Raw genomic sequence first — 14,251 nt, forward strand, 5'->3', positions numbered from 1 at the left:
GTTAGTAAGTTATTTCAATTGTTTTTACGTTAGAAAATGCTCCATTGGATAAAATGGCTCTTATATAATAAGTATAAGTTTTCCCTGGATATATTTGTGTATCTACTACTCGTGTAAATTTTCCGGGTAACACTTTCCAGGTAGTAGGTTCTGTAGCTTCGTCTTTTTTATATAGGGTAAATTCTACTATTTCCACTTTTTTATTATTTTCTATACTCCAAAATAGTTCAATGTACTTTTTCTCCCTATTTACTATTGGGGTAATTTCATTTATTATGTTTTCCGGTAAAAGATTGATAACCTTCAAAGTTAGTTCAGGCGAAACCGCTTCTAATTTTTGGTTGTTTACTGCTTTTAATCTATATACATATTGTTTATTTGGTTGTGCTTTTTCATCTATGAAATTTTGCAGTGTATCTTTAGTCTGAAAAATTATATCCCAGTTTATTTCTTCTTCTTTTCTTCTTTCTAACAATAGGGTTATTCCGTCTTCTGTAGGAGTAATCCAGCTAAGGTTTACCTTTCCATCTTCTATTTTATACGAACTGAAAACAGGGGATGTCGGAGGAATTAGTTTAGGTTTTTCAACAACTAAGGTTTCTGAATAATCTGAATTATTAAATCGTTGGTCAACAGCCACCAATCGATAATATACTTTAGGATTTAGGGAAGCTACTTGTACGGAATCTATAAACAAATTTTCTTTGATGGGTGATACGGTAATTTGAGAAAATTCTTCACCTTCTATATTTGCCCTAAATATTCTATATCCTAATACATCTTTTTCTTGATTAGGTTCCCAGGTTATTTTTACTACTCCTAAACTATCAATCGTTCCTTTTAGACCAATGGGAGAAACCGGGGGAATAGAATCTATGGGTTGTATGAAGGTGGAATAGGAAGTAGCTTTCTGATTAGGTGCTTTTCCCACCGCCGTAATAGTTAGATAATTGGTGGGTTGTAAATCTGAATAGGTTATTTTTCTCTGATATACCGGAATGTTATCTGCAATTACTATATAGGGTCCTTGATCGGTAGAGGATCTATTTAATTGAAATTTTTCAATATCCTTCTCAGATTCTTTGGGGAATTCCCATTCTATAACAGCTTCATTTTCGTTTGTGGTAAACTCATAGCTGGTTATTGCCGGAGTATTTTGTAAACTTGATACACCGGAACCCGAAACTATTTTAGAATTTTCGCCTTTTTCTCCGAATGGAGATATACCATACACTCTGTAATAATATTTTCGATCGTTTTGTGCCAAGGTATCTATATAATACATTCTTTTTGCGGGCGAATCAGACGTATCGTAGACATTGACCAAAGGTGTTTCACTTAAATCTTTAAAATTTATTCCATCTTCGGATTTTTGAATATTGTATGTGGTGTATATATCTTTATACATTTGATATTCCCAAGTAAGTAGTACGCTTTTGTCTTGCCCTAGGATTGCAATATCCGTTGGGGCTGGTAAGGGATGATAATTGGAAGGATTACCAATTACTGAATTTCCTTTTATTCTAGCCACATCTTCAGGAACTGCGGTCTTAATTTTATAAATATATACTTCTCCTTTTTTTATTTCTTTATCTATATAACCCCACCCGGCTTTTACTGCAGCCGCAAAATTCATATCCGCAGCAAGTAAACTAAAGGAATACCTTTGCTCTAGTTCTTCTGAAAGGTTAACTATATCTGCTAATTTACCGCTACTTCCTGCTTCTACTAAAAAGCTTTCTCCGTATAGTCCTTGTGCAATTATGGCTGCATTATCATCTTCCATAACCATTTTCTCCCAACTAGATAATGGCTCTGCTTTTATTAATTTCTCCTGAATAAACTTAGGTTTTGATAGAATTTTACCCTCTTTCGAGAAAAGATATTTTTCTAAAATATAACCAAACTCATTGGCTTTTTGCCAAGCCATAGGCTGATCTACTGCCCATCGTAACAAAATCTGATCGGATTGCTCTCGAACTATCATTCGTAAGGATGCTTCTTTCTTTTCTTGAGCAGAAATTAATATTACAGACAATATAGCTAGAATTGAAAAGATAATTTTTTTCATTTAGTTAGACTTTATTCTATTTTTAAAGTTGATAGTTTCTTGAGTTCCTAAAATTCCTCCTGGAAGCCTGTATTTAAGAATTATTCGGTAATTTCCTTCTCTAATAAATTTATAGTCTGCCTTCATTAGGTTTAGTATAGAGCTATTTTCCGGTAATTTTCCATCTACATAATCATTCACTATCTGTCCCAATAAATCTACCCAGTCCAATTTATATTGATAAGGTAGGTTATATTTATAAGGAAAAGTACTTCTGGTCCATTCGGAATTAATGCCATACTCTATATAGGTAAGATAATCGCTATAAATAGGTAGAGACTTGGAGGGAGGAACCCCTAATTCATGAGTATCTCTATTTTTTATAAAATATTTATTCGCTAATGGATATCCTTGATACAGGTATGGATAAATGTCTTTTTTATAATATTCGTCTTCTAGTATTGCTTCTGCCAATAGTGTTGGAATATTTTCTGTATACTCACTACCTGTTAATTCAACCCAATCAAAATTTTCGTGATCTTTAATTTTGTTCGTTAGATAGATAACATCTGAATAAATTTTATCCCAGTTGTATGAAGTAACCGTTAAAGAATTTATTTTACTTTTCAAAGTTTTGTATTGAGAAGTTGAAAATTTATAAGACAGCCTTTCAATTTCTCCTTCTTTAGATTTACTTTCTGCCTGATTTTGTTTAATCTCTACCGTATTATCTTCATCTTCCATACTTTCTTGCTTGTAAACAACCTCTTTTTCATTCGCATTTTTGGAAGATTTTTTAAGATTACTTACTAAGAGGAATTGATAAGTTTGTGATTGTTTCATCTTGGGCAGCGTATAATTAATTCTATTATCTCCTACCATATATTCAAAATCAGTTTTAAGCTGATTTCCCTCGCTATCCACTAATCGTAAAGTACTTTGCCATTGTTTGTCGTCAAACAAATAGCTTTGTCCTCGTTTTAATTGTATGTACCCTTGTTTATATTCGTCCGTAAAAAAATATTTCTGGTCAATAACAGGGTATGAATACTGTATATTTTGTAAAGGTATTATCTCCGGAGCTCCCCCTGTAGTGAAAGTTCTTTCCTCCATTTCTACCGCTTTTTTTCCATCTACGATCAAAGGCTGAAATATTCCATTTTTTTTCTCCATGAAACTTACCTGCACTTTAGCAGTAAGCAATGTATTGGGAGGTAAAATTTCTTTAGAGATAAAATTTACTTTATCTTTATAATCACTCCACTCAATTTTCCCTTCTATTTCTTGACCTGCATTAAATACTTTAAATTGATCTAAAAATATTTTATAGGTTTTATCTCCATCTTCTTCGGGAATCAACAATTCTTCACCAACTTTCATTGCAAATGTTGCTTGAGGTATTGCAAATACATCCGTTTCACTATTGTTATCAGGGGATAAATCTGCAATCATTTTAATCCCACCAATAGGATATTTCTCTGCAAATTCGCAATCTTCTCCTAAAGTTATTTTAAACCTAAATTTTCCTTTAATTAGTCCTCCTAAAAGATTATATTGTCCTCCTAAATAACCCCGCATCCAAACTGGGTTAGGGGCCTTTGCTTGAAATAGAGCCGCAGCACCCGCTTTTATAATTGGTATTTTTTTCTTAATAAAGAATAGCTTTATTCGAATTCCTAATTCTCCTTGTAAATAGGCATAAGCCTGACCGTTAGCATACCATCCATTAATCCCTGCTTGTTTTCCTGTATTTATACACTGTGCATCTCCATAATCTCGAAGCATAATATCAAAGCCTCCTCCTGCTACAAATCTTGCATAGAAAGCTAAAAAACGCATATCGCCTGTATCTAAACTAAAATCTGTTCCGAAAGCAAATCCTCTCCCTAAAGACAAAGCATTCTCATCTCTCATATAGCGGAGACGTTCTGTATCAGTCCCTAAAATACGTGATACCATTGGAGGAGGGGGAGGACTTTCTTCTAAACGGTCTCCTATCATTAAATATCCACCCGTATTAATTGAAACCGGACCCACCCCTAATTTAATTCCTAACCTATCACTTGGCCTTCCTAAATAAGCATACCATTCGTTAGGAGAAATATGCATTACTCCTAGTCCAGCTCTATGGTTGGATCCTCTACCCGTTAACATTCCTGCAACATTTACATAAGTTTCCAACTCTGCGTGGAATGTGTTATTAACAAAATCTTGCTGCATTCCGAATTTGATTTGGATACTCGAAGAACTTTTATCGTCATTAGGATAATCATTTTTAGCTATATCTAAAAGATTCCTTATTTTTTGATTACCTACCATTTGATTAACAATTTTTGAATTTTCGACTTTGCTAATTCCTGTTTTATCTTTCACTAGGGTGTGGAGATTAGACTTTAATTTGGATAGTTTATAATCATATTTATCGAAATTCATTGCGCTGGCACTTCCATAAAAACCAATTTCTTTTACACCTCCATTATTATTAAATAATATTTCAAAACCTGCACTTCCTTGTATTGCTTTCTTAGATGCTATGTTTAAGGCTACTGCTGCTTTAACACCTAATCCAATATTTTCATCAGGGATATAGGTTAGTCCTGAATCTAAAGAAGTTGTGTTATCTACGCTCCTTTTCATTTTATAGGAAGCTCCTCCGGCAAAACCTGATAAATTAATTGCGCCTACTCCTAAATTTAAATTTTCTATTGCAGCGTCAACCATCCAATATCGGTAACTTGTACTTCCGAAAATAGCATTGCTTGTTATAGGACCAAAACTTCCAAAGGTTGCCTGTAAAGAAGACTTAAAACCATCTCCATAAATCCTATCATTCTCCATAATTTCTAAATTTCCAGTCAATTTAAGCGCTCCCATATCTGCTTTTAATGCAATAGTCCCTACTTCGATTCCTTTAAAACTCCATTTCTGCTTTCTGTTATATTCTTCAAATTCACCTAAGATTGAAAGTCTTGTGAATCCTGAAAATTCACTCTTCTGTGTATCTCCCATTAAATTTATTCGAATACCAAAGTATAGGTTTGCTTCATCCTTATTTGTTGTTATTCCCATTTCAGAAATTGTTATAGGGAAATTCATAAATTTTCTATCTCCTATATGCTTATACCCCATATAATCAACTGCAAACAAAGGTGCCTCTGTCTGCAACTGAAGATTCTGGAAAACAATTCCCTCAAAGCTAATTTTTTCTTTATTAGAATTTTCTTTTAACTCTTTAATAACTAAATCTCCATGAAGTACTGCCTTGGGTCTAAATTCTCCTTCTTTTACTTTCAATTCTACATAACTATTGGGCTCTAAATGACCTTTGGCTTTCCATATGCTAAAATCTACAATTGTATCATTCTTAACTGAAATAAGGTATTCTTTTTGTGAAATTATTCCTACATATGATAAGCTTACTTTACTTGAATCTTTTTCTTGCTTAGAAACTGGCAATAGTATCTTTCCATTAAATTCTGCCCCTACTAATGAGTTAGCGGCTAAATTAATCCCTATATGATCTACTGAATAAGCCCAGGCTTTTTCTTTATTAGTTATACCTTCTTTGAGCGGTATAAGATTATCTGCATAAAAATCTCCTGAAACTCCGTAATTATCAATAATGAGATTATGAGAGCCAAACGCTACCCTTTTTTTATCCTTTACCGTTTGAGTAGTCATAAATTCTTTTGGCATTCTCACTTCTACAGTTTCAACATAGACACCTCTCCAAGAATTTGTACTTGGGATAAGTAAATTATTGTTATAGTAGTAATCTGGAAATTTAACTGAAGGACTATTTCTAACATCACTTAAATCTAAAACGGCTCTATTCACATAGAATTGAAAATTTCCATCATAATTATATTTATTTCTTTTTTCTTTCAATACGAAAGGTTGAATACTTACTTCCAATAGCATATCGTTCCAATCAGAAACAACCGTTTGAAATTCTCCTTTTACCCTATTAGGTACAGATTTTTTATAGGTTCCTAATTCATTAGTTTGTGATATTGTAATTTCTTTTTTATTTTCATCTACCTCACCATTAGACTCTATGGGCAAAATAAGATCTCTAGAAAATTCAACGGTTCCAGATACTCCTAATTCTTTAATACCATCACAGTTAACTGTTAAATAAGTAAGTCCTTGTATATATCCTTTTTTATAATCTAATCCACCTCTTAAATTAATTAACCATTTATTACCAGTAAAGGGTATATTAATATCTCCTAAAAGAACTAATTTAACATCTCCCATAATTCCACCATCATGTGAAATTTTAACTTTATCTGCTCCAAAAAATAGTTCATAAGGCTTACCCTTAGCATCAGTTTGAGGTAATCTAACTCTTGCAAATAAGGTTACTTCTGCATATTCCGAATATACAGTTGCATTAATAATCCCCAATGCTGCTTGCATATTACTTCCTTTATCCCCAAAAGTATACTTAATACCTACCGGCAACTCTTGTATATCCTCACTAGAAAAATTATTTATCCATGAGTCGTTTTTTTCAACTAATGAAAATGTATTTTTTGCTTCAGAATTTGAATTTAGATTTTGGGCATAAAAAAATTGAAGAAATAATAAATTAGCTATTAAATAGATAATCTTTTTTTTCATAGTGTGAATAGTTAGTTATAGTAGCCGCAAATATAATATTAAAAAATAAATTCAATAATATTAATAATAATGTTTATCATAGAACATTTACATTTAATATAATTTAATATGATCTAATCAATTAACTAAATAAAATTATAAAATTATTATATATTTAAATATAAAATATCATCTTTAATTTGTAATTATTTAAATTTATATAAATAATGCCACCTTATTATTTTTTGTTGATAGGAATTTATTATTTAAATAAAAAGTTTATAAATTATCTCAAATAATGAATAATCGATATGTAATTGAATCAACTTAATTTTCTATTTTAGCGACTGAATAATGAATTCACATTAAAGCAGATGAAACCAATTTTTTATACTCTCCCATTTCTTAAATTGTGCCTATGTACTTAAAGCTAAAAAGACAGTGCTACATCAATTCTTACAATATTTTCCTTAAATACAGTTTTTGGAACTTATAATTTTATTTTGACAATGATAGTTATGCCAATAACTTTTTTGTTTTTGGGTATTTTTTTAGTTTTACTAGTGTATATTAGGTTTAACATTTTTTTTTGTTTAATGAGTTTTCATTAAGCTCATCTTTTGAGGGATTTTAAATTTGTCAGGTTTTTTCATTCTCTTTCTAGTAAGTTTAGCGAATCCGGATTTAGTGATTTTTTTTAGCGTTTATGGGGATTTCTTTGGGATAAGGTGTTTTTTTAATTTTTTCTAATCCCATTTGTGATATGGCGTTATTATGGTATTTTTTAAACTGTATTTATCTTTGTTCTAGTATAGAGCTATATCGTTTGTTTGGTATAAATTTTATACATGGGTTTCCGTATCGGAATAAATGTTTAAGCTTGTTTTAATAAAGGGAGATTTTAATATTAAAGTTATATAACAAATATTAATAATAATCCCCTTAGGGATGCCTAAGGGGATAAATTTTTTACCTTTAATTACTTTAAATTGTTTTCACATAAGTCTGATACTTATATAATCTACTGATTTTAGTAACTTCAATGATAAATAAACTTAAGTAAAACTATGATTGCAGAGAGGAAGGGACTGCATTGATGAAATACTATACAATATGATAAAATTTAATCCTATACATAAATCTCATAAATAGTTAATTATCAATTTATTTATAATTAATCATGCTTATTTAAGCTATTCTGAATAACTACTTAGATTGCATAATTGTTGTGCAAATGTTGTGCAGATTTTCCTTGCTCAATATATCTGAATTTTATATATTTATATACTTAAAAATCACTCAATATTTTTTATGGTTAAAGTAAAATTCCTTTTAAGGAATCCAAAAGCAGGGCGAGAATTACCTATTCATATCAGGCTTACTGATGGTAGGAAAGTAGATATTTGGGGAAAGACTAAAGAATCCACAACTCAAGATAATTGGGATGCAAATACTGGTTTTTTATTGGAAGAAATAAAAGATGATAGAGGTAGAATTAAAAGAAGTGCAGAAGTCAAAAATCAAATAATTAAAAATAAAGAAGTAAATAGAAGATTATTAGAATTAAAAAATTTGATTGAGGATAGTTATAAATCGAATAAGACAGAAAAAATTAATAGTGATTGGTTAAAAAATATAATAAATCCTAAAATTGAGCTCAATCCTACTAATGATATACCTAATGAATTAGTTAAATATATAGATTACTATGTAAAACAAAAAGGATTAGGAATTAGTAAGGCACTTACTACTAAATCGAATGCAGTTAAAAAAATATTAGAAAGATTTAAAAAGGTTAATAAAATTTCAGAATTATTAATAGAGGATATAAATAATAACTTTAAGGTAGAATTTGAAAAATTTTGCCAAAATGAAAAATATGCTCAAAATTATACAGCCCGAAATATAAAATTCATTAAAACTATCTGTTATGATGCTGAAAGTAATGGATTGAAAGTACATTTTCAGTTAAAAAAAATAAATTCAAAAATTGAAAAATCTGAGATAATTTATCTTAATTTTAATGAATTAGAACAAATTGAGAAATATAAACAACCTCATGAATACTTAGATAATGCTAGAGATTGGCTAATAATTTCTTGTTATACAGGTCAAAGGGTTTCTGACTTCATGAATTTTAGAAAAGAAATGTTGAGAAAAGAAAAAGAAATGATTTTTATAGATTTTACTCAGCAAAAAACAGGTAAAATAATGTCTTTGGCTTTACACCCTAAAGTTTTACAGATATTGAAAAAAAGGAATGGAAACTTTCCAAGAAAAATATCAGACCAAAAATATAATGAATACATTAAACTTGTTTGTAAAAATGCAGAAATTACGGAAGAAATAAAAGGGAGTAAAGAAATAAATAAAAGAAAAGTTAAAGGAAATTACCCTAAATATGAATTAGTTACCAGTCATATTGGTAGGCGTTCTTTTGCAAGTAATTTCTTTGGAGAAATTCCAACTCCTTTAATAATGGTAGCAACAGGACATAGTACTGAAAGAATGCTCCTGAATTATATAGGAAAAACCAATACTCAACAATCCATTGCCTTGGCAGAATATTTTGAAAAATTATCATGAATTATTTTAATAATGATACAACTATACAAAATTTTTATATTAGAGACTTATTTTCTTTGGAGGAATTTATATTAGTCAATGGGAATGGAAGTTTTTTAGACAATAATATTAGAATCGAGAGACATTGCCGTATTTATCTAGGTTCTGATGATCAGGGAGATTATTATGATGAAATTCCAGTAGAAAGTTTTGATAAAGATGATGAATCTCATCAATCTTTTTTAAATTATTCTGAGTTTATTGATTATTTTAACATTTACGATTTTGAACAAAGCAATTTAGTATCTTTCTCAGAAAATGAATCTTATTTTTTTGAATATTGCTGTAATTATATAGAAAAATATACAGACAACCAACTTAAACCATTATTATTAAAAGATTTATTAACTATCCATGCTAGTTCTGTCCGATTTTTAAAAGAAACGAAAAATCCTCCTAAAATAAGAATATGGAAAAGCACCAGCTCTAAGGAATTTCGTATTGAAGAACCTCAAAAGCCTAATAAAGTTATAATAGAAGTTATAGACTTTTTATTATCAATGTATCAATGTGTTTATAAACGTTTTTCTGATAGGTATATAGATATATATCCCACTATATTTCCAACTAAAGACTTAGAAGAAACTAATATACAGATCAATCCAACAATAGAAGAAAATCAAAATCCTGAACCAAGAATTTTTACTTCCGCTAGGGCTTTTAAAATATTTGAGAGGTTGTTAGAAAAATTTAATATACTCGAAGATAAAAATATTTTAGGAACTCAAAAGAATAAACATTTTAGAGATTTTTCTTTTATCTATAGAAAAATGGTATACGATAAATATATTTATAAGGATTATTTAATGATAAATTTTTTAGGTTGGTTTTCTGAAAAATATGAAATAGAATATGAAAGACCTAAAACATTGGATGCTATAGGAGGTAAAGAAAAGAGAAATTCTATCTACAACAAAGTAATTCAATCATTTCAATAGTTGTCCTCTAAAAAAGACAGTAAAGACACTTTCTGTATGCCAGATAGGGACACTTCTCCCTTCATTTTTGCATTATAAAATTAAATTTTTTTATAATGAAAAATGAAATAAAATTTATTCAAATTACTTCAGAGGAATTGGAGAATTTGATTGATAAGGGAATTAAAAATGGATTAGAAGGTATTAAAAAAGACTTATCCGAACAAAGAGAGCAGGAAAAAATTATGACAAGAGAACAAACCGCTCAGTTATTAGACATTGACCTCTCCACTTTATGGAGATGGACTAAAAAAGGAAGAATTAAAGCCCACTCTATTGGAGATAGGGTATATTACTTTTTATCAGATATTAATAGGGCATTACTTCCTATCAATTAATATCTATTCTTTTTAGTTGGCTTCGCTGACTAAATAATCAACAATTTATTAACTCTATAGAGCATGGTAAAGTTTACCATGAGGGGCTTTGCTATGCTCTATTTTAAAACCAAAATTAAACATTAACTAATTAAGGAATAATGTCTTAGCTACTTTATATAGCCAATATTATACCTTTTTCTTAAAATTTATCTCAATTATGAGAGTAAAAACACGAAAGAATAAAACACTAAAAAACTAAAATTATGTTTCAAATAATACCAGCCATAACCAATAGGAGGATAATAAAAAAAATACCAGATTTAAAAGCCTTAGTAGACTATGTAAAATCTACAGAGAGAGAAGAATATCCCCTAATAGAACAAGCAAGAGAATCTGGTAAAGGGTCAAAAGAGTATGATCAAATAAAAAAACATCAATTACCCTGTGTAGCGATTAATTTTAACTATACTAATAACTATATCAAAGGAGATAACATAGATAACCCTACTGGATATCTATACATTGATATAGATAACTACGAAACAATAAATATTAATAAAACTTATGTATGTGCCTGTTGGAAAAGTCTATCCAATAATGGTTATCATATAATTGTAAAAGTAAAAGGATTGACTAAAGACAATTACAAAGAAGCTACTAAAATAATAGCAGAATCTTTAGATTGTCCCTATGATAGTGCAGCTATATCTATTGACAGAATAACAGTATTGCCTTATGACCCAGAAGCCTATTACAACAATAATACAGAAGTATTTGATATAAGTTACTTAAATACTACTGTAGCTCAAGAAAAGGTCAAAGAAGAAAAGAGCATAGAAAGTATTGAAAAAAAATTCCATTCTACTAATAAAGAAGAATCTTTATCTTTAGGTTATAACTATAATGGAAAAAATATCATAAATCATAAAATAAGATATGATAATCTTGAAGAAAAAAAATCTACTATAAGCATTGTATATGATGAAGAAGGAGTATGTGATTTAGGTGAAAATAAATTATCCTATATCCAAGTATTTATACCAGTTAAAGGAAAAATACCTAAAGGTAACAGAAATAGTATTCTATCAGCTATTACTCAGACTTTAATAGCTTTAAATAAAAACTCACCAAGAAATATAATAGAAAAAAAAATCTTTACAATAAATGAACAAAAGATGCAGGAACCTTTACCCGCCCAAGAAGTTAAACAAATAATAGATAAAGCCTATAAAAATAAAGACAAGTTAAAATTATCACCTAACAATTCTAAACGATTCTTTTTTGATGAATCTTTACATTTGACCAAAGAACAAAAACTATCCTTAGTAGGAATCAGAATGGGAAGATGTAGAAAAGAAGCTACCAGAGAAATGATACTGAAAGTTTTAGAAAAATGGGATGAAAAAGAATTTGGAAAAATAACCCTAATCAAAATGGAGCCTTTAGTAGGAAAGAAAAAAAGTTGCATATCTAACCATCTAAAAGAAATGGGTATTGATCTTAAAAACCCTGAAACTTATTTTAAAGCGATTTAAGGGGTGTTAAAATTTAAAAATACAGAACTGTATTACGTGAGAAAAAAAGTCTAACAGAAGGGCTGAAAAGTGATTTAAAATGAATTTTTAGAATAGAAGTATATGTGGGTGGTTTAAAAATTTGAAATTAATTTCAAATTTATTACTTTTTTATCAAAGTTCCAAATGAAATAAAAATTATTGTATATTTGGAGTAGAAAATTTTAAATAAAAGAAGCTGTTAGCTTTTTATTCTGTCAAAAGGGAAATCTGGTAAATTTCAAAAACAGCACAGAGTAAATAAGTGAAGGCTCACATCCAAATACGGGTGTGAGTTTATCTTATTTATGCTGTTAGGCTTACCAGAGCCTCCTTTTGATAAATAAGAATCTACAAACTCACATCCTTCTTTTTTCAAAAACAATAATCCCACTTTTGAGTTTGGAGTGATAAAAAATATTTTATCATGAAAAAAGTTATCTTCATCCTGTCTATTGCATTTGGAGTAATCTCCTGTGCATCAACAAAACAAACAGCTACTATTAAATTAACACCTAAACAACCAGATGTTTACACAAAGCCTATATTATCAGAATTTTTGTCTAAAAATAAAAAACCTGCTGTGATTATTCGAGTTCCAGAACAAAATTCTGTTATAGCTAACAGTAATATCATTTCCCTTTCTTCAACTTATAATACCATTGAAAAAGAATTTGTTAAAGAGGGTTATATAGTTCGAGACAGAGCTATATTCGAAAAAGTAGCCAATCAAAACCAATCTATAGATTATTCCAAATTACAATCCATTACAGGCGTTGATTTGCTAATTGAATTGGTAAGTGTTTCAGATTTTACTATCATAACTAATAAATATTATGATAAAAAAGGAAGAGAAAAAACAATGAATACTGATGCTTCCTTTACAGGCAAGAAGATAGAATTTAAGATAGTTAAATTAAAAGAAAATGAAATAGCAGGAAATTATACTTTCTTCTTCACTCCTTGTATTGGAGGATGTACTTATGCTTATTATCCACAATGGGGATTGTTTGACCAAAAATATACTATCAACAAGATGAATGTACAAGTTTTTAAGAATATGCCTTATGAGGCTGTTTTTTCTTCTGATTCTTGGGAACTATTTATCAAACAGGCTACTGATACTATGATACAACAAATGAAAAATAATTGATTATGAAAAAGATATTATTGTTTTTGCTTTTCTTATTGAGTTATTTTTCATTCTCACAAAGCAACAAAGATTTGACTATTAATAAAATCAAAACTTTTATTTCTAAAAATGGTGTTTTGCCAGGAACAGACAAACTCGCTGGAAATACCCCAGTTATTTATTTTGACAAGTCAACTAAAGAAATTAACATAGACAATTTCTCTTTTTCATTATCAGAGGTCAATATAATTTACGAGTATAAATACCAGTACGGAAATCATTCCATGACTTTTGAATGCAAATATTCTAAGTGTATTTCTGATATAAACGGGCATAAAAGTGATGGTTTTGGTATTCCTATTTCATCTAAACAAAAATGTTATGAATTAATAGGATTATTCAATCAGCTAAAATATTGACATAGTTATGAAAAAGCTCTTAGTATTATTGTTTTTAAGTATTCAGGCTGTTTTATATTCCCAAAACAGCTTTAGACTAGATTATTCAAAATTTGCTACTTATGAAGATGGAAAATGGACTTCTATCCAACAAGGAAATCACACTTTTGTATTTAACTCTGACAGCAACAGCGATATTAAATGGTATAATTCTGTTGGAGTCAAAGCCTCTTATCGAAGAATTTCAGGAACTAGTACCAGTTCTATTGATGGATATACCTATCAGATAACAAAGTTTATAGATAGTGCAGGAAATGAAGCTTATATTCAATTATTTGATAATGTGGGATGGCTGGTTTTAATCTATCCATCATCGGAATTTAAAATACAGTTTTATCCATGAAATTAAAAGAATCTCCCAAGACCAAGGTATCCTTAAAACCCCTATTTTTAAAATATTAAGCCCATGAAAAAACCAATCAAAACCCAACAATAAACCTTATACGAAAAATTAAAAAAAAAATAATAATTATTTAATATCCCTTCCCAAAAAAAATCCCCTAAACTTTATTTTATATTATTTTTTATCGT

The 14,251-nt window shown here is 29.3% G+C and carries 9 protein-coding genes; 7 read left to right on the forward strand and 2 right to left on the reverse strand.

The annotated features are described in order from the left end of the window. Position 1: 1 nt before the first annotated feature. Positions 2-2,071, reverse strand: coding sequence for a fibronectin type III domain-containing protein (locus ETU08_RS08130; protein WP_146262530.1), 2,070 nt, complete (start codon positions 2,069-2,071; stop codon positions 2-4). Beyond that, a complete protein-coding gene (locus ETU08_RS08135) occupies positions 2,072-6,676 on the reverse strand; it encodes a hypothetical protein (RefSeq protein WP_146262531.1) in 4,605 nt (1,534 codons plus the stop codon). It lies immediately after the preceding gene. Between the two features lie 1,290 nt (positions 6,677-7,966). Here ETU08_RS08135 and ETU08_RS08140 point away from each other — a divergent pair. The 7 genes from ETU08_RS08140 (at position 7,967) to ETU08_RS08170 (ending at position 14,063) form a co-directional block, all read left to right on the forward strand. After that, positions 7,967-9,241: a tyrosine-type recombinase/integrase gene (locus ETU08_RS08140; protein ID WP_146262532.1), complete on the forward strand. Its 1,275-nt coding sequence runs from the start codon at positions 7,967-7,969 to the stop codon at positions 9,239-9,241. Beyond that, positions 9,238-10,218, forward strand: a complete 981-nt coding sequence (locus tag ETU08_RS08145; protein ID WP_146262533.1) for a hypothetical protein — start codon at positions 9,238-9,240, stop codon at positions 10,216-10,218. Before ETU08_RS08140 ends, ETU08_RS08145 begins: the two co-directional genes overlap by 4 nt. 95 nt (positions 10,219-10,313) lie before the next feature. Continuing rightward, positions 10,314-10,595, forward strand: a complete 282-nt coding sequence (locus ETU08_RS08150; protein WP_146262534.1) for a helix-turn-helix domain-containing protein — start codon at positions 10,314-10,316, stop codon at positions 10,593-10,595. A gap of 245 nt (positions 10,596-10,840) precedes the next feature. After that, entirely contained in the window at positions 10,841-12,112 is a 1,272-nt protein-coding gene (locus ETU08_RS08155) for a BT4734/BF3469 family protein (protein ID WP_146262535.1), read from the forward strand. Positions 12,113-12,557: 445 nt separating this feature from the next. After that, a complete protein-coding gene (locus ETU08_RS08160; protein WP_146262536.1) occupies positions 12,558-13,283 on the forward strand; it encodes a hypothetical protein in 726 nt (241 codons plus the stop codon). Between the two features lie 2 nt (positions 13,284-13,285). Continuing rightward, a complete protein-coding gene (locus ETU08_RS08165; protein WP_146262537.1) occupies positions 13,286-13,681 on the forward strand; it encodes a hypothetical protein in 396 nt (131 codons plus the stop codon). 7 nt (positions 13,682-13,688) lie between these two features. Further along, on the forward strand, positions 13,689-14,063 hold the full coding sequence (locus ETU08_RS08170; RefSeq protein WP_146262538.1) for a hypothetical protein: 375 nt from the start codon (positions 13,689-13,691) through the stop codon (positions 14,061-14,063). Positions 14,064-14,251 lie beyond the last annotated feature (188 nt).

The sequence above is a fragment of the Apibacter muscae genome (genome assembly GCF_007845635.1).
Classification (GTDB): domain Bacteria; phylum Bacteroidota; class Bacteroidia; order Flavobacteriales; family Weeksellaceae; genus Apibacter; species Apibacter muscae.